A 25,022-nucleotide genomic window follows, 5' to 3' on the forward strand; every position below is an offset into this window, starting at 1 on the left:
TATCGAAAACAAATAAATTTTAGGCTTTAAAGAGCTTCTCGATACAAAATTCTTCCAGAATTTCACTCGAAGTGACATATTCAAGATTTATGTTTAACTAGGAAATAAACTAACCAATAAGATACCTGTTTTCACAGGAAGTTGATTATGACTAATAATGACCCATATGCTGCACTCCGGATAAAAGAATTTAATATTTTCTTATTACTAAGATTTGCTCTTGTTTTTGGATGGTCAATGCAGTTTGTGGTTATTGAATGGCATGTCTATGCACTTACAAATGACGAATTAAGTTTAGGTATTATTGGAGCTTGCGAGTTTATTCCAGCTTTTTTTATGGCGCCATTTGCGGGACACATTGTAGACAAAAAAGAAAAGAGGAATCTCTTTGCTTTAATCATTGCTTTGTTTTCCTTGATTAGTTTTGGAATATTTTGGCTAACCTCTGAAGCCATAGAATCCTCCTGGAGTACAGATAGTATTGTAATAGGTATTTATTGTCTTGTTTTCTTTGGAGGTATCTTAAGAGCTTTTTTCGGACCAACAATATTTTCTTTAATAGCTTTATTGGTTCCTAAAAGTATTTATCCAAATGCCGCAACTTGGAGCAGTAGCACTTGGAAAGGTGCTTCTGTAACAGGAGCCTTAGTAGGAGGGTTTTTAATTGCCTGGATTGGTGTGCATCAGACCTTAGGTATCATATTTTTACTTGTAATTCTTGCGTTGTTGTTGGTGTTTTTAATTAAAAAGAAACCAGTCTTAAATACCAAAACAAACGAATCTGTAAAAGAGAGTTTAAAAGTAGGACTTCTCTTTGTGTTTAGTGATAAAGTAATATTAGGAGCTTTAACTTTAGATATGATTGCCGTATTATTTGGTGGTGCGGTTGCTATTTTTGCAGTTTTTGCTACAGATGTTTTAGATGCTGGTTCAAAAGGCTTAGGCATATTAAATGCTTCCCTTTCTTTAGGAAGTATTCTAACAATGTTGGCTACAACGTATTTGCCAATTACTAAAAATACAGGAAAGAAACTGCTTGTTGCAGTCTTCGGATTTGGTCTAGCCATGATAGTTTTTGGTGGTTCTAAATTGTTTTGGTTAAGTATAACGGCACTATTTATTGCTGGAATATTTGATGGTGTTTCTATGGTGATAAGACAAACAATTCTTCAATTAAAAACACCAGATGAGATGCGCGGAAGAGTTGGTGCAGTAAATTCAATGTTTGTAGGTTCTTCAAACGAATTAGGAGCTCTAGAAAGCGGAATAGCTGCTAAAATATTTGGTGCTCCGTTAGCAGTTATGTTGGGTGGATGCGCTACACTTATTACAGTAATAACAATGGGATTTAAAAACCCTGCGCTTAGAAATTTAGATTTAACAGAGGATATTGTGGGGCATGAAGTGAAAGAAGAAGAAGCTTAATTCTTTTTAGTTTTCTTCAATGTTATTAAAACTGCTCCATTGGCACCACGACTGCCATATATAGCGGTGGAAGCCTTTTCTTTTAAAATATCAACTGATTTAATTTTCGAAGGGTGAATATTAGCAATGACCTGAGAACTTACAGGTCTCCCATCTAGCACAAATAAAAGAGATTTGTTCTTTTTTAAGAAATCTAAAAAGGGCTTATTCGTTTGGATAAGGACAACTCCGTTTTTTGCGGCATTTCCATATTTTAAAGCCTTTTCATCATCTGCTTTTAAAAATTTTAATCCTACAAGCTGTTTGAAGGGTATAGAATCAATGGTTTTTTTGTTAGCAATTTTGTCATCTACTACCATCAGCGCTTTATCAATATTTATGGCCATTCCTGGTCTATTTTTATGCGTTTTTAGAAAAGCGTAAATCGAGGTCTTAGAATTTGCTTTAAAAACTTTACTTGCTTTCCAATTTTTATAAGTCTTGATTAGGATTGCACCATATCTGCCTTTTTTACCGTACTTAATTTCGGCTTCTTTAGAACGTATAACTTCAACCGAGTCTATTGCTACGCAGTCTAAACCTAAGACATATTTTTCTACAACTTCATTACCATTAATAAAATATAATGGCTTTTTCCCTTCTTTTGTTCCAATAAGGTTTAATTTTTCTTTGGAAGGTTTTATAACACACTGTTCTATATCTTGAGCGTAACTTTGATAATTAGAAACAAAAACGAATAGAATTACAATACTTAAATGTCTTAGGTAATTCGTATTAAAAAGATTTATCATTTAAAACTTTTTATTTTTTATAGTTCTTCAATTCTAAGCGTTCTCCATCAAAAACACCATAGGTGTAATACTGAATCCAGTCACCAAGATTAACATATTTTGAGTTGCTGTTAAGTTCAATTTCCATTGGTAAATGTCTATGACCAAAAATAAAGTAATCTCTATGTTCTTGTTCTAATTTACGCTTGCAATATTGTACTAACCACTCATTATCTTCTCCTAAAAACTTGGCATCTTCATCACCAGAAATAAGTTTGTTTTTAACAGATAAATGTTGGGCTAATCTTACCCCTAAATCTGGATGTAACCAACGAAATAACCATTTGCATACTGGGTTGGTAAACACCTTTTTCATGCGTTTATAACCTTTGTCTCCTGGACCCAATCCGTCGCCATGACCCAAGAAAAAAGTTGTATTGTTAAACGTGAATTCCTTCGGTTTGTGGTATACAGGAATATTGAGTTCTTCTTCAAAATAGCCGTTCATCCATAAATCGTGATTACCCACAAAATAATGAATAGGAATACCAGAATCACTAATTTCTGCTAGCTTACCAAGAGTTCTTGTAAAACCTTTAGGAACAACATATTTGTAATCCATCCAGAAGTCAAACAAATCTCCTAAAAGAAAAATCACTGCGGCGTCTTCTTTTATCTCATCTAACCAAGCTACGAACTTTTTTTCTCTAGGAAGAGAAGCTTCTTTAGTTGGAGCACCCAGGTGATTATCTGAAGCAAAATATATTTTTTTTCCTTTGGGAATTTGCATGCTATAAATATAGTTTTTTTAAGTCAGAAGTTCTCTTGTAGTTAGCTGAAAACTGTGACCGTTAACTAGAATGCGTTAGTGATTGAGGCATTTGATGAAGCTCCATGACGAAAGGAGGGAGCCCTTCGACTTTGCTCAGAAAAACTTTTGTCCTAAACGCGACTCTTAATGCCCAAAATATTAACCTTGGTCACTTGCAAACCACTCAGCAAAACTTGTGGCAGTTTCTTGAAGTCTAAGAGAATGTAATTTTATATGTTTTGGTAACCTGTTTTTAATTTTCTCTGCAAAATCAAGAATCATCATCTCTGTGGTTGGTTGATAATCTACCATTATAACATAGTGGCCGCGTTCCTTTAAGTCTTCAGCAAGGTCTAGATGAGGTGTATTTTTGTTAAATACCATAGAGTGATCAAAAACATCAACAATTTCTTCGTTCACAATTTTTTTAAGATCACCAAAGTCCAAAACCATTCCGTATTTAACATTAGAATTATCAGAAATTGGTTCACCTATCACAGTCACATTTAGGTGATAACTATGTCCGTGTAGATTTTTACATTTTCCGTCGTATCCATATAAAGCATGTCCTGCCTCAAAAGAAAATTGTTTCGTTATGCGAATTTTGTTTCCCATTATCTTCGTCTTCCTCTATTTCTATTTACTATATAAACTACTACTAAAACTACGGCTAGTATTAGAAACAAACCGTTACCAGTTAAAAAACTTAATATATCCATGTCGTCATTATTCTTTGTTCATTCTTTTTTTATTGTACTTGTAAATGGCATATGCTATTAAAGCAAGCACCACCATAGGTAACATAGCGCCAATAAACACCCCAATTTCATAACCTTTATCAGGAGCGTTCTTTATTTTCTCTTCAATATTTACTTGCTGAAAAAGAGCACTTAAAAATAGCATGGTCGCATTTTAAATTAGATGCAAATTTAAGTGTTTTTGGCAAGTTGAAGGAATTGTTTCCTGAAATAAATTAATAGAGGCACACTTCGGGCAATCATCCAAAAAGTTAAGGCAATAAAAATACCATTGAGTTTAAAGCCAAAATAGTCTAATGTATAAACCAACGGAACAAATACTATAAAGGTAGAAACCAGGAGTAGGTTTCTAAGAACCTCGGTTTTACCTAGTCCTTTAAACACACCGTCGAAAATAAAAGCAATGGAACATATAGGCTGCATTAAGAGTACAATCCAGAAAACGTTATAAAACTTTTCTAAGACCGGGGCTTCCTTGGTGAAAAGTAGCCCGGTGGGTTTGTAAATAATAAAGCCTATAAGAGCTAAAACAACGCCAACTATAATTCCAATTTTAATGAGTTTTTGATTTAAAGTTACCAAGGATTTATAATCTTTTGCGCCATAAAATTTGCCTGATAAAATATTTCCTGCGCTAGAATAACCATCAATTATAAAAGCACCTAAAAACCATAAATTTATGGCTATAGTATAAGCGGCAATGAAATTTTTACCGTATCCCGTAGCAAATCTTGTGGCAAAATACAAGGTAACATTTAAGGCAACTGTTCTTACAAAAAGGTTGGCTACCATTATACCAAAACGTTTTATTTCTTTATTAAACGGAAAGCTAACCATTAAAGGAATAGAGGTTTTGGTTAGCAGATAAATAGCAGATAAGATTGCCATTATAATTTGTGCAATAACACTTGCGTATGCGGCACCTTTAATATGCATGGGTTCAATGTAATCTTGAATACCATAAACTAAAATATAATCTAAGATTATATTAGCTAGAGCTCCTATAATTGCAATAATCATTGGATAAAATGTGTTTTGCAAGCCTCTAAATGTTCCAAATACTGCAATTGTAAATAAGGTGAAAGGAAATCCGAAAACACGAATTTTATAATACATTACACTGTAATCTAGAATTAAGTCTGATGCATTATAAAGTTTAAATATTTCTGAGGCTAGTGGATAGGTTGTTAGAATAATGAGTAAACTAATACTGGTAACTATAAATATGGCTTGAGAAGGTAAGTTTTTTACAGCTTCTAAATTATTAGCACCAACATATTGCGATACAATAGATGAAATAGCACTTCTTGTCTGACCAAAAACCCAAATAAGCATAGACATAAATGCGCCAACAATACCTACTGCTCCTAAAGATTCAACCGCATTAACTTGAACATTACCAATTATAGCTGTATCTGTTATAGATAAAATAGGCTCAGATATACCTGAAATTAAAGCAGGTATGGCCAGCTTATTTATTAATTTAAGGTTAATAGCATTTTTCAAAGTTGGTTAATTAGGTTTTATATGTAATTTTGCAGCAAATTTATTGTAAATTTAACTACCAAACTTTCATAAAATGAAGAATATTCTAGTTCCTATTGGTTCAACCGAACACGCTCAAAGCCATTTACAATACGCCGTAGATTTTGCACAAGCCTTTGGTGCTAAATTGTTTGTGGTGCAGATTTATAACGTGTATACCAAGGCGGGAACCATGATGAACGTAGAGAAGATTATTGAAAAGGAGAGTTTAGAGTATCTAAAAGAATTAGTATCTAAAGTTGATACTAAAACCGTAGATGTAACGATTAAAAGTATAAAAGGAAACTTAGTTGATACTTTAGAATTGGCATGTAAAGCCGCCGATATTGACTTAATATTGGTTGAACCAAGAACAACTTCTATAAAGGAATCTGTTTACCTTGGAAAGACTTCGGGGAAAATAATAAAGCAAACGGATATCCCTGCTTTAATAGTGCCAGAGGGTTATACGTTTAAGCCGGTTACCAATATTTTAATGGCTATTAAGTCTGCTGTTATTAAGAAAAAGAATGTATTGAATCCTTTACAGGCTGTAAAGAGTACGTTTAACGCAACTGTAAATTTGTTATTAGTAAAAACACCGTATCATAAAGATGGAGATTTTGATCTTAAGGAAGAGTTAGGAGCTATTATCTCTAATACAACGACTACAGAAAACGCTACTACGTTTCAAGGTGTTTTAGAACATTTTCAATCTCATAACCCAGATATGTTATGTGTTGTTAGACGTAAACGTGGTTTCTTTGCAAAGAAATGGGAAAAGAATACCATTCTTAAGAAGGATTTTCATAGTTCTATACCTGTATTGGTGTTAAGTGGGCTGAAGTAAGATGGAATCTTTCTATTTAACGTGAGTTCGATATAATACAAATTACCCCTATAATACTGAAAAATAATGCTTTGTCATGTCGACAGAGCGAAGTTTGAGCGACGAGATATCTCATAAGAATGAGATTCCTCCTCGTACCTCGTTCGGAATGACACTGTTAATGTGATTATTGTGTGTAAATTATTAATTGCCAATTTGTAATATATCGAACTCAGGTTATTTAGGTTGAAATCCGTAGTAGAATCGGTTTAATTGTCCGTTTGAACTTTTGAGATTAACTATGCTGGTTATTAGTTTAATCTTCTACCCTATGAAAGACTAAACTATCTACGTCTTCAAAAGAAGTTGGCCGTGTATCTGGTGTACCCATTGCCATTTTAATAGTGTTATTGTCAATAAATTCAATAATAAACTTTTGGCTTCGGCTTTCGTTTTCTTCCGTAAGTGTAATAATTAAATCTAAGGGTATAGGAGTTGTGTTATAATCAATGGTATAAGACATTGATCCCTTTTTACCCTTAACTTCAAAATCTTTACCTCCTAATTTCATTCCACGAACTTCCATAAAGGCATATCCGTCTTCTTGAAAAATAAAGTATCCTACTTCTTTCTGGTCCTCACCTTTCCACTTACCTACTATACTAAAGTCTGTTGTTTTAGTTGAAGTAAATGATACTAATGTTAGGCCTGCGATAAGTAGTAGGATAATTTTTTTCATAGTTTTTAGGTATTTTAGTTAAAGATAAGTCTTACTAAATCAATAAAAAATAGTTGTACGTCTATTTTATTTTCTTACCCAAATGAGCCCCATTTTGATTTAAAGTAAGGCTTTCTACCTCATTGTTTTCGTTAGAGTTAAAAACGACGTTTGCTTCAACAACTTTTAAGAAAAAGGTGTTTTTATTTTTTGCAAATAGTCTAAATTTTGACTGATTTGTTGCCTGAGCAAATAGTTTAGCATCTTCTAAAGTTATGGTTATTGTAAAATTTGGAGCTAACTGGTAAACACCAACATATTGTTTTAGAATTGCGGTATCTACGGTTACTTCCTTTTTCTCAGTAGGCGGCGCTTTGTCTATTTCTGTTCCAATATTGTTTTTCCCTTCGTTAATAATATTGATCGTTTTTTCTCCTTTTTCATTTGTTGAAAACTCACATTTAGGAAAGCCAGCTTTATAAAAGAATGTATTTTCTGTTAAAGGGAATATTCTCATTTTACCTTTGCCTTCTTTTTGAATAAATATTTTATTTCCTTCAGCTATAACGTGGCGTACTACCTTCTTATCAAACTCATAGGCTCCTGTCCATTTTTGTAATTGTTCATTGTTTAAGGAAATAGCGTCTTCTACTTCCAGAAATGGTTTATCAATAGCAATAGCAGCTATTTTTCTAGTTAATAACGTCGGACTTTTACATCCGCAATTACTTAAAGCAATAGCATAAACGTTTTCCTCTGGAAGATAAACACCCATAGATTTATAACCAGGAATACTACCGCCATGTTCAATACTGGGAGAACCGTTTAGAGTCTTTTTTTGCAACCCATAACCATAGCCAATGTGCTTGCCATCATTTAAGTAAGAACCGTTGGTAGCTTTGTCATAACTGCTTTTAGATATTAATTTATTGTTGATAAGAGCTTCATTCCAAATTAGCATATCTGAAGTGGTAGACATTAAGGCGCCCGCTGCATAAGGAATACTCATATGAATAAAATCGGCGTCTTGGTATTCCCCATTTCTTTGTTTGTATGCTTTCGCTCTTAGGGTAATGTTTTCAGATCTATGTCCGTAATAGGAAGACGTCATATTTAACTTCTCGAAAATCTCTTTTTCTATAAAATCTTCATAAGATTGTTTACTTACTACTTCTATGATATACCCTAATAAGATATACCCAGAGTTGTTGTATTTATATTTTTCGCCTGGTAAAAAATCGGTTGGTTGATTTTTAAAGAAATCTATTAGGTCTGTCGTTGAAGTCTCATTTTTAATAATATGCCTAAGTGTTGGAATAGAAGTATAGCTTTTTATACCAGAGGTGTGGTTTAATAAATGATGTATTGTAATGGGCTGAGATCCCATGGGGTAATCTGGTATGTACTTTGTAATGGTATCTGTAACTTTAAGTTTACCGCGTTCTTCTAACATTAAAATAGCAACAGCGGTAAACTGTTTGGTAATAGACCCTATTTCAAAAACATGATTAGTGGTCATTGGTTTGTCTTCTTCCACATTAGCCAAACCAAATGCTTTTTGATAAATAGGTTGACCATCTTTAGCAACAAGAACAGAAAGTCCTGTTGTATTAGATTTAAACTGTTTAGATATTAAGGCGTCTATTTTAGATTCTAGACTTTGAGAAAATAATAGTCCAGTAAATAAAATGGATACTAAGGAAAGAACTAAGTTTTTTGATAATGATGATAAATGCATGGTGTAGTTGCTTATAATTAAATGTGTTGAAAATTATAAGTATGACGCTATTTAAATATTTTGGTTACAGAAAAGAGGCTAAGATTTTCAAACGTATGGGTTGGAATCAATAAACTAAGGCTATGAAGATATTGGTGTTGCGTTCATTTAGTCTGCATACTCATATTTGTATTGCCTGTTTCCCCATGGTGTAATTTCATTTTTTTCTATAGGATAGTTATCCTCATTGTATATGTAATTTGCCATTATTTCTATATCGGAAAGACCACCATTTAAATGTTTTTTTATGGAATTTGAAACATTATTGATGTTTGTTTCGATTTTAAAATCTGCAAATTTTGAATGAATTACCACCGGGTTAATGCTTTTTGAATAACTGTGTTTAGTGTCATATGTGAAGTCTGTTTGTTCAGACGCTAGTAAGGTGTTATTCTCTGAAAACCATGAGCGCACAGACGTTTGAATGTTTCCTTTTTCATCATAGCTATAGGTCTCTTCATATATAACTCCCGCACCGTCATAATTAACTTTAGTTATCTGATCATTTATGTAGTCTAGTTTTATTATAATTGGGTCATTCTTAAGGTTTATATCTGGTACATAATTAATCCCATTAATTTGAACAAGCTTGTCATTAGAATAAAGATATTCTTCTTCAAACTCAAGTTGGTTATTTTGGTTGAAGGATTGTGTAAATTTTGGCAAACCATTTTCATAAGTAATATTAGTACTAAAAATAGATTGGTTATCGTTGGGCAAGAAATAAGAATATGACTTAAGCGTGCCATTAGGATTGTAAGTGAAAATGATACTTTTGCCATCAGGCAAAGTGATTTTCTTTAGTAGTTTAATGGGCTCGTCTTTTTGAGTTTTTCCAAAAAAATCTACTGGTTCATTATTGCAACACCAAATACTCGTAAAAATAAAGACTAATACTAATCTTTTGGTTATTAGTTTAATGTTTAAGGTAGTAGCCATGCTTTAAAAGTAAAAAAATATTTACGTTAAATGGCTGTTTTTCAGTATTTTTTGAGTTACGGAATTATATGTTCAGGGATTTCTAGTTTTCCATTATGCGCGCCTTTAGCAAAATTACTAATGTTGTAAATGTTCTCTTTAGACCAGTCGCATTCAACACGTCCATCTCCCAATACTATATTTCCTAGTTTAGTTCTAAACCAATTTGCCAATTTTTTATACTTCTTATTATCGGCTACGTTTTTTCTTTCTAAAGGATCGTTTCGTAAATCATATAATGCCAATTCTGCGTCTTCAACAGGGCAATTTAAGGCCCATTTTACGTTCTTATTTGGAACTAAGTTTTTCCAGTTAGATGGTCTGGTTTTCATTGAAAAGGCAAAATCTTTAGATCTTAAATATGCTCTATGGCCAACAATAACATTAGTTTCTCCAACTATATAATCGCGTTTATTAGCTTTTCCATTAATAAATTTATGTAAATCAGTTCCATCAATATAATGATATTCTTTGTTGTTAGTAGGAACTCCTGCAGACTCTAAAATTGTTGCTGAGGCATCAACATATTCTACCAAGTCTGTATTTACCTTACCCTCTGGAATTTCGGTTTTATCAGAAGAGACTACAATCATAGCCCCATGAGTGGATTGTTTCCATCCTGTAAATTTTGCTTCAATACCTTGCTCTCCTAAATGCCATCCGTGGTCGCCAACCACAAAAACAATTAAATACTCTTGGTTGTTTTTCTTGCAGTAACGCTTAAACGCTTCAACAGATTCACCAATTAAAGCATCACCATAGGCGCAGAACGCATAGTAGTCCTGAATGGCTTGCTGCTTTTCTTTTGGAGTCATATTTGTAAAGTTCAAAATCTTATGCAGTTTGGCAAGCTGTGGTGTAAATGTTGCTTTTTCAGCTTCATTAAACGCGGGTATTTTATATGTTTTGGTTTTAAACTTGTCTCTAAATGATTTAGGAGGTAAAACAGGAGTATGCGGTAAATGAAATCCTAAATACGTCATTAATGGCTTGTTGCTATTTACGCCTTTTTTAGTTTTACCATAAGTGTTCGTAAAAGTAGAATTTTGATGTTCTAAAAATAGTTTAAATTCTTCTACAATCTTACCATCAATAGTTTGTCCGGCAGGCATTGGATTTTCCCCGCCAATAATTAAATCTTTATTACCAGCGCGCGTATAGGAACGTAAGATTTCGTATTTCTGTTCCATTTCTTTTCTTAGCCTAAGATCTTCTTTGGTTACCTCTGACTGACCTTTCTTGGCTTTAAACAAGTATCTTACAACTTTTCCATCTGGAGTTCTTACTTTTTCCTCAGTTCCAATATTCTTCCATGCTGTTCCTTCAGCATATGCTGGTTGGTTCCAGTAATCACCAATATCGTTTTTTTGTAAATCGTGTTTAAAACTAACTTTATAATCGTAATGTCCAGGATCTTTAAATGTTTGTTTTCCTTCCCAATCAAAAATGTAAGCACCTTCTTTTCCAAAAGAGGTGGTTGTATAACCATTTTTTCTTAAAGTTTGTGGTATAGATGGTTTTACAAAATCTGGTTCTTGATGTGTTTGTTCAAACTGATAATGGCCATTTCTAAACGGATAACGACCACTTAACATAGATCCTCTTGAAGGACCGCAAACAGGAGAATTTGTAAACGCATTTACAAACAAAACGCCTTCTTTAGCCAATTTGTTAATATTGGGCGATGATACAAATCCGAGCGCACTTTCATTTTTACCAGTGGTTGCTTGATTGTAACATTCTAAAGCATCTGCTCTATGATCATCTGTAATTATCCAAAGGATATTAGGTTTATTCTGGGCAGAGGCGTAGCATGCAGCAATAAAAAGAAATAAAACAGAAAGAAGGGTTTTTTTCATGATTTCATAAGTGTTTGACAGCTTCCTAAATTAGTGTTTTTTACCTTTTATTGGCAGTACTAATAAATAGTATTGTTGTAATGTATAGAAATTGTATACTTTTGCGTAGTTTTGACATCATGGGGATGTAGCTCAGTTGGCTAGAGTGCTTGACTGGCAGTCAAGAGGTCACGGGTTCGAATCCCGTCTTCTCCACAAAATCACAAAAAAACTTATTGTAAGTTATTTGTGTTAAGGGTTACTTTCAAACTAGAAAAGAATTTCAGGTTTAGGTTTAATAGATTTTAGATATTCTTTTCTAGTGATTTTGAAAGTTCTTCAAATCTTTAAATAAATGTCTGGATTGCATTTTTAATATCGTTGTTGCGCATAATATTCCTGAAATCATTGCTCCAGAAACCCCTACCAAAGTAATATCCTGCCCTACTAATTTTAATCCTTTAATTTTTGTTTTTGGCCTTAAAAAAGGAAGTTTAAACCTATTGGGAGTGTGCTCTAAACCATAAATTTCTCCATGCTTGTAGTTAGAGAAATGTTTAGTAGAAAGGGGTGTTGAGACTTCAGTTTCAATCACGCAACCTTTAAGTTGAGGAAACAAGGAGTATAGCCTTTCTAGCATACTTTTTTCAAAGTCGCTTTTTAACTTTTTATATGCTGCTTCGCGTTTCATCCATGGTTGATTTTCAAAATCAGAAAACCAATTATAGTGTCCCACTGAAATAGCCTGAATAGTAGCTTTATTACTGTTTTTATTATCCCAATCTGGGTCTTTTGCAGATGGAAATGAAATATATGCGAAGTTCTTTGGAGCCTCAGAAAGACTGGATTTTTCAATTATTTCATCTGTGTTTTCATTGGCATAATACCAAACATTATGTTTGGGTAGATCTAAGGTAGAACTAGATTTATTAAGCCCAATGTATAAACAAATATGCCCAGTTGAAGGCTTTACACCTCTTATATGAAATTTACAATGTTGTTTTGCTTTATTAGATAGTAAATGGTTAAATGTATTATGTACACCAACATTGCTAATAACATTTTTACATGGTATTATGTTGTTTTGAACCTTTATACCAACTACTCTGTTGTTTTTAGTTATTATTTCCTGAACGTCCGCATTAATGAACACCTTGCTACCCAAGTCATTTAATACATCTATTACCGTATTACTAATTTGACTAGCACCGCCAATAGGATAATAGCCTCCATCCATAAAGTGAGAAACAACCATTGCATGAGCTCCAAAACTACTATGTTTTGGAGATAAACCATAGTTACCACATTGACCGCAAAGTACAGCTATTAACAATTTGTTATCCGTAATTTCATTGAGCACGTCCCATGTTGTTCTATGGCAATACTTTGAGTATCGCTTTCGTATAATCCGTCCTAAAGATTTACTTAACCATGGTTCAAATACCTTTTCTAAAAAAAATAAGGCGCCGCGTTTGTTTGCCTTATCGATTAATTCTAAATAACTGTTAATTGCTTGTCTTTCCTCAGGAAAATATTGAATTAATTGCTTTTTAAAGTTGTCCCTCCCAGCTCTAAATTCGTATTTTTTGTTTCCAATATGTACAACATCATACACTTCGCCCATAAATTCCCACTTCAATTTTCGATTTGTGATAAAGTTGAACATACCAAGTAGTGCTCCCTTTTTATTCAAATTACCCATGTAGTGCACACCTACATCCCATTGAAAACCTTGTTTTCTTTTAAAAGAATGTGTAAATCCGCCAGGGACATAATGACGTTCTAGAATCGCAATTTTTTTTCCGGCTTTAGCAAGCCAAGTAGCGGCTGTTAACCCTCCAATTCCAGAACCAATAACAATATGGTCATAACCAGAAAAATCAATGTCTGAAGAAAATTGGGTATAATTTTTTTTGGTCATGTAAAGTAAGGGTAACTATTTTAAATATTCATATAAGCTTACTGAGTAAAGGTAGTACGGAAATATTGGTTGAAGAAATGTAAAACCGAATAAAAGAAATATTTAATAGGTTTTAAAGGAAGTACCATTAAGAGATTGATTCACCTTTAACCCTTATTTATGACTTTATTTCGCTTTTCAAAGCAACTAAATTAGGCTGGTTTAAGATTTATGACATTGATTAACTGGTTTTTGGGCATTTTGTACTCGTCTTTATCTGGGCTTTAATCTAAATTTCTTCTCGTAAAAAATTAGGGTGATGTACTATGTTATTCTAATCTTAGATCGAAACTTATTTAAAAATCAAAATAGTATACAAATTGAAAAAAATAGGATTTAATCCTAGCATTTTCTTTTGATAATTTTGATACACAAAGTATTGTAGTATAGATTCTTAGAGACTTTTTGTTAATGAAAAACTTCCGATTTAGGTGGTTTTTGATTGATTTTAGGCTCTTTTTACAGAGAATGTATTCATTTGAAGTTCGTTCAAATTATGTACTATATGAACCATAAAGGCAAACCTTTTAAATTATAAACCAAACTAAATTTAAACATGATTACGTATTCAACTAAAGTAAAGTCGTTTTTAAATCAAGACCCAATTCCTTTTTTAATTGGAGGTTCTTGGTTACAGAGTTCTAATAACCAAGTTTTTGACGTAGAAGATCCTTCAACAAAAAACCTATTAGGTAAAGTAAGTAAAGCATCTGGTAGTGATACCGAAAAAGCTGTTGAACAAGCAGATGAAGCTTTTAAGTCATGGCGAAAAACAAGTGCAAAAGAACGTGCTAGATTACTTCATAAATTAGCAGATTTATGTGAAAGAGACGCAGAAGAATTAGCTCAATTAGAAGCTCTCGATGTTGGGAAATCAGTAAATAACGCAAGAGGTTTTGATGTGCCTTTTGGAATAGAATCGTTACGCTACTACGCCAATCTAATAGAAAATAAGGACTTTGAACAGGTTTTAAACTTAGATGGGGTAGCTGGAAAGTCTGTGCGTTTACCATTTGGAGTTGTTGCATTTATATTTCCTTGGAACTTCCCACTAACATTATGTATGTGGGGTATTGGACCAGCTTTGGCAGCAGGAAACACGGTTGTTGTTAAACCTGCAGCACAAACTCCATTAAGTACTTTATATTTAGCTGCCTTAGCACAAGAAGCTGGTTTTCCAGATGGCGTATTTAATGTTGTGCCAGCTAGTGGAGCTGAGGCTGGAGAAGTCTTAACCAAGCATCCGAAAGTAAAATGCCTATCGTTTACTGGTTCGTCTCAAGTAGGAAAAACAATTGGCCAAAATTGCGGATTCAATTTAAAGCCAGTGAAATTGGAACTAGGAGGAAAAGGTGCTGCTGTAGTTTTTGATGATGCAGATTTAAATAATGCAGCTACCGGTTTAGCAGGAGCAATCACATTAAATACCGGGCAAGTTTGTTGTACAGCAACACGCTGGATTATACAAGAAAACGCATTGGAAACTTTTGTTGAAAAGGTTAAAACCGAACTTGCAAAAACTCATATTGCCCCAGGAATGGATGAGGCTAGTGAAATGGGGCCAGTGGTAAGTGAAAAACAACTGAATAGTATTTTCGAGTACATTAAAAAAGGAAAAGAAGAGGGAGCTGAAGTTATTTTTGGTGGTAACCGAGTTGAGGTTGATGGTGTTTCGGGCTATTACATGGCTCCAACCTTGCTAAAAGGAACGGAAGATAACATCTGTTTTAAAGAAGAAATTTTTGGACCTGTAGCTTATATCACCACGTTTACCGATGAAGAAGATGCTATCCGTCAAGTAAATAGTTTAGACTATGGGTTGGCTAATAGTGTTTGGACAGAAGATGCCGTTAGAGCAGAACGAGTAGCAAAAGAAATGGTAGCAGGTAATAGTTGGATAAACGCACATAATGTATTTGCTTATGGACTGCCTTATGGTGGAGTAAACGGAAGTGGTAATGGTGGAGGTGTTAATAGTATTGAAACACTTTTTGATTATACTAGAGGGCTTTCAATAGCGCAACCAGTAGTAGTAGAGGAATTAGTTTAATATGATGATAAACCTCTTATGAGCGTTAATGAATTAATAGCATATTTGAATGATAAAGGAGGAATGCTCGTTTCAACCGAAGCGAGCATAACACCCTTAAAAGGAGGTGTGTCTTGTGAGATTGTATTAGTTGATGATGGAGAGAACCGATTTGTTTTAAAACGAGCTTTAGAAAAGCTAAAAGTAAAAGACGATTGGTTTGCCGATATTGAACGTAATACCACAGAACAGCGCTTTTTAAGCTATGTTGGTGCGTTTCTCCCCGAATCGGTGCCAAAGATCTTATATAAGGATACCGAGCAGCATTTTTTCTGTATGGAAATGTTGGAAAACGGTTTAGAAAACTGGAAAACATTATTATTAAATAAGCAATTTGACAAAGCATATGCAAAGGAGGCAGGTAGCTTATTGGGTAAAATCCACGCTACATCTACAGGAGATTCTGGGGCAGAAAAGCTCTTTAATACACTTGAAAGCTTTAAACAACTAAGAATTGAACCCTATTTATTAAAAACAGGAGAACGTCACCCAGAATTACAAGCGTATTTTAATGCGGAAGCTCTGAGATTAGCATCGGTAAAACGGTGTTTAGTACATGGTGATTTTAGCCCGAAAAACATTCTGGTAAATTCAGATAGATTAGTCATTTTAGATTGTGAAGTGGCTTGGTATGGTGACCCAATTTTCGATCTTGCTTTTTTCCTAAATCATTTTGCTTTAAAAGCAATATTGCATGCTGAGGAGGCTGAAAAGGTTCTCGATTTATTCATGAAGATTTGGAATGCTTATAAAAATGAAGCAAACAAATTAATTGATTCTGAATTTGAACAACGATTAACTCATTTGCTTGCTATGTTAATGTTGGCAAGGGTAGATGGAAAATCTCCAGTAGAGTATTTAAACTATAAACAACAACAAATTATAAGAGCTTTTGCTTACGAAGAAATTCCAGAGGGCTCTAAAAACTTGGAAGAATTTAAAACGAATTGGTTAAATAAAATAACTATGAAATGAGCCAAAGCAATATAGCCAACGTGTGTTACATTGTTTAATGGCGAATTACATCTGACCTATGAAAAACAATAAAAATTTACAGATGAAAATACAAGATATAGATGCGTATCAAATTTATGATTCAAGAGGGTTTCCAACATTGGAAGTTGAGGTTACCTTAGAAAATGGAGTAAAAGGGTATGGTTTGGTGCCATCTGGAGCATCAACTGGACAGTTTGAGGCTTTAGAATTAAGAGATGGTGATAAAGAGGTTTTCCGCGGAAAATCGGTTTTTAAAGCCATTGATAATGTGAAGACAAAAATAGCCAATACGTTAAAGGGTGTTTCTGTTTTTGAGCAGGAAAAAATTGACAGTACTATGATTGCCTTAGACGGTACAAAAAACAAATCCAATTTAGGCGCAAATGCCGTGCTTGGTGTGTCTATGGCAGTAGCAAATGCAGCAGCAAATGCCATGGGTATTCCACTTTATGAATATTTGGGTAAAGGCGAAGGTCATGTAATTCCACTTAATGAAATTCAGATTTTAGGAGGTGGGGCTCATGCTGCTTGGGCTACAGATATTCAGGATTATTTGGTAATTGCAATTGGGGCAAAAACCTATGAAGAAACCCTTGAAATGACGCATAATATTTACCATGCTGCTGGAGAGGTGATGAAAGCTAGAGGAAAATGCGTTGGTATTGCCGATGAAGGTGGTTGGTGGCCAGATTATGAAACTAATGAAGAACCTTTTGATGTTTTTCTTGAAGCTGTTGAAAAAGCGGGATATGAAGCGGGAAAAGATGTGGCTATTTCATTAGATATTGCAGCTAGTGATTTGTTTGATGGTGAAAAGTATAAGTTCAGATTAGATAATAAAGAATTCACACCAGAGGAATTTTGTGATCTTATGATTGCGTGGTGTGAAAAGTATCCTATCATATCAATTGAAGACCCATTTGCTGATACCGATTTTGATAGTTGGAAACGTTTTATGGATGTTTGTGGTGATAAAGTTCAAGTTATTGGAGACGATTTATTTACAACTAATATTGAGCGTATCAAAGAGGGGATTGCTAATAACTTGGCAAACTCAGTATTGATTAAATTGAATCAAATAGGTTCGGTAACTGAAACAATTCAGGCCATAAAGCTCACACAAAGTGCTGGATGGCTACCAGTTGTTTCTGCCCGATCTGGAGAGACTGAAGACGCCTTTATTTCTCATTTAGCGGTTGCTACTAATGCTGGGCAATTAAAAGTTGGTTCCTTTGCTAGAAGTGAGCGCATGGTAAAATGGAATGAAAACATTCGTATTCAAAGAAGCTTGGGAGAAAAAGCAACCTTTATAGGCGGGAAGATTTATGACCAAATATTAACGAAAGAATTAGCCGAGGCTAAATAAGAGTTCTGACTAACCCTTATTTATTTAGGGTTAGTCAGTTTTTATTCTTCATTTAGAGTTTTAACAAACCAATTCTTAGCCATTTCTATATAGTCTATTGGAGGCTCGTGTCCGGCGTTAAATTCAATGAAGGTTTTATTGGTAGTTGGAACCCTGTTAAATAACATTTTGGCTTCTGGAATTGTATAAAGTCCATCTTTAGTTCCCATAAAATTCATAAAAGATCTTACTTTTGAACGACTTGCAAATGTGGTAGGTGCAATGGGCTGCAATTTAGGGTAGTCCTTTAATGAAGGCGCTACTCCAATTACAACGGTTTCAATACGCTCGTCTAAAGCCATAACCTGGTATGCAATAATACCTCCCATGCTTAAACCTAACATCCCTATTTTTGAAATGTTTATTTCTGGCCGTGTACTTAAATAATCCATGGCTCGTCTATATTCTATAGCTGTTTGAGATACCATTTTAATGCCTTCATAGGGCTGCGAAAGTAACCATGGTGGTTTTTTGTAATCATAATCCGCAGCTCTTTCTCCATGGTATACAGCGTCTAATAGCATTACAGCAATGCCTTCATTAAGTAATGCATCTATAAGTTGTTTTCCCTTTGGCCAGCTCTTTTCTTCAAACCAGCGATCCTTAGAACCATAAATGCCATCTGCAATTAAAACAATTGGATATTTGTCTAGGCTTTTTTTAGGAATTATTAAGTACGAAGGTACTCTTGAATTATAAGGTCCGGTAAAGACTATCTTTTCAATTACGCTTGTTTTATTCTTTTTTTTATGGGCAATTACCGCATTAAGAGGAACATTTTTGTCGTATTCATAAAACTGAGCAATGGCATTATAAACTTCATCACTTACTTTTGGGAGGTTATCTTTAGAGGTTACAGGCGTATTTTGTCCATAGATAAAATGGATGAATAGTAAGCAATAAATGCCTAATAGGACTGTTTTTTTCATGACTTATTTAATGGCCCATATTTTAAAATTATCAAAAAGGAAGTGATCCCCGTTTACAGTTGGGCCAAATTTGTTCAGAATAGGATGAGCAATTCCTTCAGATTTTAATTGACCTATGGTATCTCCAACTTGGCATTGTAATATATCCCCTTTTTTTGTGATAATTACATGATACCAAGTGTTTTCTTTAAAATTGAATTTGGTAGTTGATATTTTCGAATCTAAAAAAGGTTTTAGTTCCTTGGCGCGTTTCGGATTGTTTTTTAGTTGCTTCTGAATCTTTAAGTCCATAGCTCCAGTTTTATCATCTTTTATTTTAAATCCGTTTTTAGAAAATGAGATTCTTTGAATATGCCCCCAATATGACGTGGTATTCGTGCTATCATCCATTACAATATTGAAACGTTCTCCACCATTAAATTTCACATCAAATTCTGCAATAATATTGGAGTAATCAAACTTTACCCTCATAACAGAGCCATGATTTATACCTTTTAATTGTTTACCTTTAAGCACCCCATTTTCTAGGGTATAAGCGCCATTTTTAAAACGATCTCTAACCTTCCAATCCTTACCAAGTTGTGTTCTTTCAAAATCATCGGAGAATATAAGTTTACCTTTTTCGGCGTTTATTGGTTCAATTTTTTTTGTTTGTGCTTTGAAGCTTGCTGATTGAATAATAATAGCAATTAGCACTATGTATTTAGTTAATTGAGTATGCATTATTTCTTCTTCTTTTTGGCCTTTTTTACCGCTTGGTATTTCTCTTTTTGTTCTTGAGTTAAGAGATTATTTATGTCTTTGTTAAATTGTTTTTTCCATAATTCGGGATCAGAAAACCCTCTAAGTTCTTTTTTAGTTAAGCCTAAACGTCTACCCATTTCAGCCATATATTCTTCTGGTTTAATATCAGGGTCTTTTTTCATGTCTTTATATACCTCGTCGCGCTTTTCTATTAGTTCTTTTGTGATACCAGTTTCCTTTCTCAATTTGACAATATCATCTGTAAGTTTATAAGTAAGCTTGTAAAACGTTTTCCATTGTTCTTCAGATAGTCCCACTTCTTTCAAATTTTTCTCTACAAAAGTTGCCGAAAATATAATTTTCCTTTTTTGCTGTGCTTGGATCATTTGCGAGCTAAAAGCACAAATTAGGATGATAATACTACTACGTTTCATAATTAAAGTTTTAATAGCGTTGCCAACGCTCTTCATTGGTTAGATACCCTAAAGATTTCTTTTTAAGGGCTTCGTAATCTTCTAATTGCTCGTTTTTAAGGCTTTTTCCTGCATTCATGTTTATTAAATAGGTGGTAAACCTTTTAAATTCTTTGTTAGTCATGGCCATATATGGAAACTTAATGGTAACAGATACTAAGGTGGTATCTCTTCTCACAATGGTACCATTATCTTCTACCAAGACTTTTAATTTGAATTTCTTTTCTGAATCTAGAGCTTTGTTAGCCATATTTTTAAGATAGATTTCCTCAAAAACATAATGCATTTGTCCTGAGATGGAATCTATTGAAAACAAATTTGAATGTGTTGATGGAATGATCTTGTATTTTAATTGTTGTTTTTTATCGACATCGGTAGCTTCAACTTTTACAAGTGGGTAATTCATTTTATGAAGGTCATAAACAAACTCAAAATTGTATTGGTTTTTGTTAAATTTAGGCTTACTGTTTTTTGAATTTAATTCTTGGGGAGCGATACCATCTTCTGTATCTAATTCCATTAAAAACGCCAAAATTTCTTTTTGTGCCTTAGCACTCATTTGGGTTACTTTTTTATGTTCGTGAGACTCAAATCCGTTACCTTGAGTGAAAACCTCTTTAAGTGTTTGAGCCGATCCATCATGTAAATATGGTGCACTTTGCCACAGGCCAATAAGGGTAGGGGTATCTATACCTTTTATAGTTTTGCCTAGTCTTTTGCCACTAGTTTCTTTAAGTGTTCCCATATTGTGTATGGTGTTAAAGCCACTATCGGTAAAAGTGGATCCGGAATGGCAGGAATAACATTGTAAATCAATAAAATGTTGGCGTCCCTTTTGTGCGGATTTTGAATAGGTGCCATTTTTGTTTTTAAAAGGACTTTTAGGATACTCAGACAATGAAGAAATGTACTCGGCTAGATTATCTAGACCTTTGTGTAAACCAGAAGTGCTTGGATAGAACTTTTCATGTTTTTTAAGGAGTGCTTCATAAAGGAAGCCCGTACCTTCATTTAATGCTACTATTTGCTTATCAAAATCTTGTATTTCATCAAAGTTAGCAGTCCAATGTAAGGTACCATGTTTCATGCCTTCTTTACCACGTAGGTCTATAGTGTTTCTTAAGCCTTCACCTAGATTTGTTAAGTCCCATACCCGACCATCATGGCTGCCATCAATATGGCAACTGGCGCAACTCATATACCCTTCTCTAGATAAATTGCTTTTAAAGGTATTGTTGAAAGTTCGTTTTCCATCCAATACATTAGGAGGAAGTAGTTCATTTTGAACGGATTTTATTTTAGCTTCAAAAGTTACATTACCATCTGGTGAAGTTTTAAAAACCGAAATAGAACGACTTAATTGATTATGTACATATAGTTGTGAACCCGTATTATTTGATAGTATACCTCTGGCGCCTTCACCATGAACATTATAAGTTGCAATATTTTTTGGGTTATAGGCATCTATAACAAATAAAGCTTGACTACCATTTGTAGTAACATAAACCAGGTTACCAAAAGGGTTATAGGTTGCTGAAGTTGCAAAGTCATGATTATCAAAATCAACACGGTTTTCTTCAATTTCCTTTTTGCCATCAATATCCATTTGAACAGCAATACTTCTTACCGTCTGGTCAAAAACCAAAGGTTTTCCATCACGTTGTAAACCTCTAAAGACATTGTCTTTTTTGGCAGGAATCCATACTTGGTTTTGATTTGGACTCACAGCTATAGCACCCATATAATTAGGAAAACCTCTTCCATTTGAAATACCATCGGCATCCATTGTTGGTTGAAGTTCTTTTTGGTAAATGACAGCCCATTTTTTAGTATCTACCCATTGAACTGTGGTGCCCCCTTGATGATTTACTGTAAATTGAGGAGCTATAAGGACATTCTTTTTAGGTAAAAATGCTATATGTCTTAATGGTGCCTTAAGTTGAATACTTCGTTTTAACTGATAAGTTTCTGCATCTATTTCCTGAACTTTACCGGTAGCACTATAAGCAATATAGATGTTATGCGTCTTTTTGTTATAGGTAATGCCATAAGGAGCGCTTCCGTAAGGAACATCTAAAACATGGAGTTTTTCGCCCGATGTACTATTGTAGATCGAAATTTTATCACTTTTTGAACAGCTTACCCATAATTGATTTTTAATGTTAACTACGGCAACTGGATTTTTTGGCGTTGTAACTTCAAATAGTGTTTTATGAGTTGCTATATGAATACATGCTAAGGTATTATTATCGGGGTTCACAACATAAAGTCGGTTTTCATTTTCGTTTAAGCATAGGGTATTGCTGGATATTGGTTGAGACTCAGGAAGTTTTCTATGAATAACTTGAACTGTTGTAGATCTAGAAACGCTATTAGATTTTTCGGGTTTTGAAATTAAAGTAATGCTATAATTGCCTGGCTTCTCAAAGGTTTTTTGAATAGAAGATTCTTTTGTAAAAGGGGTGTCTTTTGTGCCATCACCAAAGTTCCATGCGTAATACATATTTTGGTTTTCCTTTGAAATTGTAACTGCCTCTAAGCTGACCGTTTCTCCTACTGCCATAGGTTTAGTAGATTTAATTTCACTAGTGTAATTGGCTAAAAATTCTCCTGTTGAAAACTCAGCAATACGAGAGCTTCCTTTAAATGGATTACCAACTAAATCCATAAGCATGGGTGTTACGTAGATGCCATATTTTCTATTCTTTTTTAATGGTTCATCTGGAATTACATGAACCACTCCTAAACCATGGCTGTAACTTGAGGTTATATGATTGCCACTAATTTCATCTTTTAGATATATGGCACCATGTTCCAAGCATGCGTTATCTATCCAATCTGAAAACGAGATTCCTATTTTAACGTTTGGGGATACATTTTTTGTTCCGTTTTTTGGATAAACACTTTTAACCTCAGGTGGTGTTCTGTCTGGTTCTATTTGGTGGCAGCCAATATTAAATTTACTTTCTACATTATGATCTGAACCAATAACAACCAAATTACCCAAGGGAGAAACGAAACCATAATCATTTCCTGGAGGATGCTGTGGGTGAATTTTTAAGCCAAATGTAGCTTTATCTTTTGTCACATTCCAACGTGTAAGACCCGAATAATCACCAATAAACATGTTGTCATCTTTTAAAAACATGTATTCACTGTTGTGCATTATATCATCTGTAGTAGTCCCCAAAAGCACTTCTTTTACATTGTTTATATCGGCAAAATCATAAGCCATAATGTCTACAAGAGAGTCTTTACCGTATCCTTGTTTTCTTCTAAAACCAGCATTGTAAAACCTGTCGCCATATAAAATACCTTGGTACCCTGTTTTAAAAGGGTGTTTGGATAATAAATTAGGCTTTGAGGGATCTGTAACATCCATAAACACAAGATTTCCATCTCTGCTGTGTACTGCGGCTGGTGATAGTACTAACAGATCTCCTATGGCATGTACAGAACGTAAGGTTTGATTGTATAACTCTTCTCTGGTTAGGTGTGCTAATAGTTTTGGATTTTTAAGGTCCTCTGTGCTTATTATGAAGAAACCCCAAGAACCTGTTGGAGCGTAAACATACTTTCCTCCTGCCCAAACAGGGGCAAATGTAAAACCATCGTAAATGGTAGATTTTTCAATATCAGGAAAACGGTATCTGCTCACTACATAAGGCAGTGTGTCTTCATTGTTATCGTATAAAGGGGCAAGGTCTACAATTACAAAACCGTTCCAGTTATCGCCTCTATCAGAGAGCATTATCATGTCTTTATGAAAGTAAAGGCCATGAATTTCGCCCAAATCACCTAAATAGTGTTCACCTCCTTTTGTATGATATCGTTCTTTGTAATCTCTTGAATCAAATACCTTTTTAGGTTTATAAGGGTCGTCCACATTATATGCTGCTAAGCAACCTGCGCCTAAACCACCGCCAAAATCGAAACTCATTGGTGCAATTAGCAATCCTTTATGAATGGAAACAGCACCAACAGCTTTTTCTGTGTCTTCCCAATACAAAACTTTGCCTAGAGCTTCTTTAGGATAGGTTCTATTAAAAGGGGCATGGACTTTATAATTTACTTCAGGTGTTTTGGGTTTAAAGGCAGAAAACACAAGAGTTAATGCCATAAGTGTAGCTAAGCCTAAAACGATTAGAAGCCAATTAGACAACTTAACATTTGTATTTTTATTTGGTTTAATAGCATTCATCTAATTCTTTTGGTATTTGAATTAGTCAAATTTTGTCAATTAATTTAATTAATGTGTATTGGTATGATTTAGATAGCATTAGATATGGGTTGATTAATCTAATGCCCAAATTTGCAAATCATCAAACACACCAGAAGTAGACCATAAAGAAAAGGCAATGTTGTCTTTTTGCATATCAAAACCTTCAGATTTATGTTCACCTATATAGGTGCTGTCAATAAATACTGTTAATGTATCTTTCTTAAAATACATGGTGATTTTATACCACTTATTTAATTCAAGATTCACTTTAATGTTTTTTATTTTTTCTGCTAATACCTTCCGTACTTCTTTTTTGTCAGTACCGTTTTTTAATTTTTTTCTTAGAATTGGGTTAAACCGTCCAGTATATTGATCTTCAATTTTTAAAATTTTAGGGTCTACTGCGATTTGACATACATGTCCGTTAACCGTTTTATCTTTTGCATGAGGATCGTTGAAGTTGAATTGTATGGCTTTACCTTTATTATTAAGGGAGCACATTTTAAATTTAACACTAACAATGCCATCATCAAATGGTGCTTTATGTAAAATGGAGGTGCCATGAGTGGCATCTTTCCACATTTCGATATACAATTCATTATTTCTTAAATCTGCTTGCTTGTGGCCTTGAGCTCTGTTTTTACTATTTGTTTGCCAGCCATTTCCAAGTTGTTCTATGGAGTCGTCTTTTTCTTCTCGATTAAAATTATCTTCAAACACTAAATTTGCTGTGTTCATTAAGTGTTCGAGCTCCTTGTAATTCGTTTGAGAGTAGC

At 34.0% G+C, this 25,022-nt stretch carries 20 protein-coding genes and 1 tRNA gene; 6 read left to right on the forward strand and 15 right to left on the reverse strand.

The genetic code is table 11. The annotated features are described in order from the left end of the window. The first annotated feature begins 147 nt into the window (after positions 1-147). Positions 148-1,425, forward strand: coding sequence for an MFS transporter (locus FUA24_RS13125; RefSeq protein WP_148543040.1), 1,278 nt, complete (start codon positions 148-150; stop codon positions 1,423-1,425). Here FUA24_RS13125 and FUA24_RS25465 read toward each other — a convergent pair. The 5 genes from FUA24_RS25465 to FUA24_RS13145 form a co-directional block, all read right to left on the reverse strand. Continuing rightward, positions 1,422-2,216 carry a TonB-dependent receptor plug domain-containing protein gene (locus tag FUA24_RS25465; RefSeq protein ID WP_222861360.1) on the reverse strand — a complete coding sequence of 265 codons (795 nt, stop codon included), beginning with the start codon at positions 2,214-2,216 and terminating at the stop codon, positions 1,422-1,424. The genes FUA24_RS13125 and FUA24_RS25465 overlap by 4 nt on opposite strands. A 10-nt stretch (positions 2,217-2,226) precedes the next feature. Next, the gene (locus tag FUA24_RS13135) at positions 2,227-2,985 is read right to left on the reverse strand and encodes a UDP-2,3-diacylglucosamine diphosphatase (protein ID WP_148543042.1); all 759 of its coding nucleotides are present in this window, start codon (positions 2,983-2,985) and stop codon (positions 2,227-2,229) included. A gap of 180 nt (positions 2,986-3,165) precedes the next feature. Next, the gene (locus FUA24_RS13140) at positions 3,166-3,621 is read right to left on the reverse strand and encodes a 6-pyruvoyl trahydropterin synthase family protein (RefSeq protein ID WP_148543044.1); all 456 of its coding nucleotides are present in this window, start codon (positions 3,619-3,621) and stop codon (positions 3,166-3,168) included. Between the two features lie 111 nt (positions 3,622-3,732). Further along, on the reverse strand, positions 3,733-3,909 hold the full coding sequence (locus FUA24_RS25225; protein WP_187388278.1) for a hypothetical protein: 177 nt from the start codon (positions 3,907-3,909) through the stop codon (positions 3,733-3,735). A 26-nt stretch (positions 3,910-3,935) separates the two neighbouring features. Next, the gene (locus tag FUA24_RS13145) at positions 3,936-5,270 is read right to left on the reverse strand and encodes an MATE family efflux transporter (protein WP_148543046.1); all 1,335 of its coding nucleotides are present in this window, start codon (positions 5,268-5,270) and stop codon (positions 3,936-3,938) included. 73 nt (positions 5,271-5,343) lie between these two features. Between FUA24_RS13145 and FUA24_RS13150 the strand changes: the two genes are divergently transcribed. Continuing rightward, on the forward strand, positions 5,344-6,138 hold the full coding sequence (locus tag FUA24_RS13150) for a universal stress protein (protein ID WP_148543048.1): 795 nt from the start codon (positions 5,344-5,346) through the stop codon (positions 6,136-6,138). A 295-nt stretch (positions 6,139-6,433) separates the two neighbouring features. Here the strand turns inward: FUA24_RS13150 and FUA24_RS13160 are convergent, their stop codons facing one another. From FUA24_RS13160 to FUA24_RS13175, 4 genes are all read right to left on the reverse strand, one after another. Further along, a complete protein-coding gene (locus tag FUA24_RS13160) occupies positions 6,434-6,856 on the reverse strand; it encodes a DUF2147 domain-containing protein (RefSeq protein ID WP_148543050.1) in 423 nt (140 codons plus the stop codon). 61 nt (positions 6,857-6,917) lie between these two features. Further along, complete coding sequence (locus tag FUA24_RS13165) at positions 6,918-8,573, reverse strand: serine hydrolase (RefSeq protein ID WP_148543052.1); 1,656 nt, start codon at positions 8,571-8,573, stop codon at positions 6,918-6,920. A gap of 147 nt (positions 8,574-8,720) precedes the next feature. Further along, positions 8,721-9,551, reverse strand: a complete 831-nt coding sequence (locus FUA24_RS13170) for a hypothetical protein (RefSeq protein WP_148543054.1) — start codon at positions 9,549-9,551, stop codon at positions 8,721-8,723. 56 nt (positions 9,552-9,607) lie between these two features. Further along, entirely contained in the window at positions 9,608-11,449 is a 1,842-nt protein-coding gene (locus FUA24_RS13175) for a sulfatase-like hydrolase/transferase (protein ID WP_148543056.1), read from the reverse strand. 121 nt (positions 11,450-11,570) lie between these two features. Here FUA24_RS13175 and FUA24_RS13180 point away from each other — a divergent pair. After that, positions 11,571-11,644, forward strand: a tRNA-Ala gene (locus FUA24_RS13180). Between the two features lie 103 nt (positions 11,645-11,747). On the opposite strand, the gene FUA24_RS13185 is transcribed toward FUA24_RS13180, so the two are convergent. Then, positions 11,748-13,349 (reverse strand): phytoene desaturase family protein, encoded by a 1,602-nt coding sequence (locus FUA24_RS13185; protein WP_148543058.1) that lies wholly within the window; start codon positions 13,347-13,349, stop codon positions 11,748-11,750. A 595-nt stretch (positions 13,350-13,944) separates the two neighbouring features. Between FUA24_RS13185 and FUA24_RS13190 the strand changes: the two genes are divergently transcribed. The 3 genes from FUA24_RS13190 (at position 13,945) to eno (ending at position 17,839) form a co-directional block, all read left to right on the forward strand. Continuing rightward, on the forward strand, positions 13,945-15,438 hold the full coding sequence (locus FUA24_RS13190) for an aldehyde dehydrogenase family protein (protein WP_148543060.1): 1,494 nt from the start codon (positions 13,945-13,947) through the stop codon (positions 15,436-15,438). An 18-nt stretch (positions 15,439-15,456) separates the two neighbouring features. Then, the gene (locus FUA24_RS13195; RefSeq protein ID WP_148543063.1) at positions 15,457-16,452 is read left to right on the forward strand and encodes a phosphotransferase family protein; all 996 of its coding nucleotides are present in this window, start codon (positions 15,457-15,459) and stop codon (positions 16,450-16,452) included. Positions 16,453-16,534: 82 nt separating this feature from the next. After that, positions 16,535-17,839 (forward strand): phosphopyruvate hydratase, encoded by a 1,305-nt coding sequence (gene eno / locus FUA24_RS13200; protein WP_148543065.1) that lies wholly within the window; start codon positions 16,535-16,537, stop codon positions 17,837-17,839. A gap of 41 nt (positions 17,840-17,880) precedes the next feature. Here the strand turns inward: eno and FUA24_RS13205 are convergent, their stop codons facing one another. From FUA24_RS13205 to FUA24_RS13225, 5 genes are all read right to left on the reverse strand, one after another. Then, positions 17,881-18,807 (reverse strand): alpha/beta hydrolase family protein, encoded by a 927-nt coding sequence (locus FUA24_RS13205; protein WP_148543067.1) that lies wholly within the window; start codon positions 18,805-18,807, stop codon positions 17,881-17,883. 3 nt (positions 18,808-18,810) lie between these two features. Continuing rightward, entirely contained in the window at positions 18,811-19,530 is a 720-nt protein-coding gene (locus FUA24_RS13210) for a hypothetical protein (RefSeq protein ID WP_148543069.1), read from the reverse strand. After that, positions 19,530-19,985: a hypothetical protein gene (locus FUA24_RS13215; RefSeq protein WP_148543071.1), complete on the reverse strand. Its 456-nt coding sequence runs from the start codon at positions 19,983-19,985 to the stop codon at positions 19,530-19,532. The genes FUA24_RS13210 and FUA24_RS13215 overlap by 1 nt, the downstream gene beginning before the upstream one ends. Positions 19,986-19,995: 10 nt before the next feature. Continuing rightward, positions 19,996-24,225 carry an Ig-like domain-containing protein gene (locus tag FUA24_RS13220; RefSeq protein WP_148543073.1) on the reverse strand — a complete coding sequence of 1,410 codons (4,230 nt, stop codon included), beginning with the start codon at positions 24,223-24,225 and terminating at the stop codon, positions 19,996-19,998. 93 nt (positions 24,226-24,318) lie between these two features. Then, entirely contained in the window at positions 24,319-24,984 is a 666-nt protein-coding gene (locus FUA24_RS13225; RefSeq protein WP_148543075.1) for a family 16 glycoside hydrolase, read from the reverse strand. Positions 24,985-25,022: the final 38 nt, after the last annotated feature.

It is taken from the genome of Seonamhaeicola marinus, assembly GCF_008085455.1.

What these genes read in the sequence shown, in the direction of transcription:
- FUA24_RS13125 (WP_148543040.1), top strand. Translation starts at nt 148, where the DNA reads ATGACTAATAATGACCCATATGCTGCACTCCGGATAAAAGAATTTAAT.
- FUA24_RS25465 (WP_222861360.1), bottom strand. Translation starts at nt 2,216, where the DNA reads ATGATAAATCTTTTTAATACGAATTACCTAAGACATTTAAGTATTGTA.
- FUA24_RS13135 (WP_148543042.1), bottom strand. Translation starts at nt 2,985, where the DNA reads ATGCAAATTCCCAAAGGAAAAAAAATATATTTTGCTTCAGATAATCAC.
- FUA24_RS13140 (WP_148543044.1), bottom strand. Translation starts at nt 3,621, where the DNA reads ATGGGAAACAAAATTCGCATAACGAAACAATTTTCTTTTGAGGCAGGA.
- FUA24_RS25225 (WP_187388278.1), bottom strand. Translation starts at nt 3,909, where the DNA reads ATGCTATTTTTAAGTGCTCTTTTTCAGCAAGTAAATATTGAAGAGAAA.
- FUA24_RS13150 (WP_148543048.1), top strand. Translation starts at nt 5,344, where the DNA reads ATGAAGAATATTCTAGTTCCTATTGGTTCAACCGAACACGCTCAAAGC.
- FUA24_RS13160 (WP_148543050.1), bottom strand. Translation starts at nt 6,856, where the DNA reads ATGAAAAAAATTATCCTACTACTTATCGCAGGCCTAACATTAGTATCA.
- FUA24_RS13165 (WP_148543052.1), bottom strand. Translation starts at nt 8,573, where the DNA reads ATGCATTTATCATCATTATCAAAAAACTTAGTTCTTTCCTTAGTATCC.
- FUA24_RS13170 (WP_148543054.1), bottom strand. Translation starts at nt 9,551, where the DNA reads ATGGCTACTACCTTAAACATTAAACTAATAACCAAAAGATTAGTATTA.
- FUA24_RS13175 (WP_148543056.1), bottom strand. Translation starts at nt 11,449, where the DNA reads ATGAAAAAAACCCTTCTTTCTGTTTTATTTCTTTTTATTGCTGCATGC.
- FUA24_RS13185 (WP_148543058.1), bottom strand. Translation starts at nt 13,349, where the DNA reads ATGACCAAAAAAAATTATACCCAATTTTCTTCAGACATTGATTTTTCT.
- FUA24_RS13190 (WP_148543060.1), top strand. Translation starts at nt 13,945, where the DNA reads ATGATTACGTATTCAACTAAAGTAAAGTCGTTTTTAAATCAAGACCCA.
- FUA24_RS13195 (WP_148543063.1), top strand. Translation starts at nt 15,457, where the DNA reads ATGAGCGTTAATGAATTAATAGCATATTTGAATGATAAAGGAGGAATG.
- eno (WP_148543065.1), top strand. Translation starts at nt 16,535, where the DNA reads ATGAAAATACAAGATATAGATGCGTATCAAATTTATGATTCAAGAGGG.
- FUA24_RS13205 (WP_148543067.1), bottom strand. Translation starts at nt 18,807, where the DNA reads ATGAAAAAAACAGTCCTATTAGGCATTTATTGCTTACTATTCATCCAT.
- FUA24_RS13210 (WP_148543069.1), bottom strand. Translation starts at nt 19,530, where the DNA reads ATGCATACTCAATTAACTAAATACATAGTGCTAATTGCTATTATTATT.
- FUA24_RS13215 (WP_148543071.1), bottom strand. Translation starts at nt 19,985, where the DNA reads ATGAAACGTAGTAGTATTATCATCCTAATTTGTGCTTTTAGCTCGCAA.
- FUA24_RS13220 (WP_148543073.1), bottom strand. Translation starts at nt 24,225, where the DNA reads ATGAATGCTATTAAACCAAATAAAAATACAAATGTTAAGTTGTCTAAT.
- FUA24_RS13225 (WP_148543075.1), bottom strand. Translation starts at nt 24,984, where the DNA reads ATGAACACAGCAAATTTAGTGTTTGAAGATAATTTTAATCGAGAAGAA.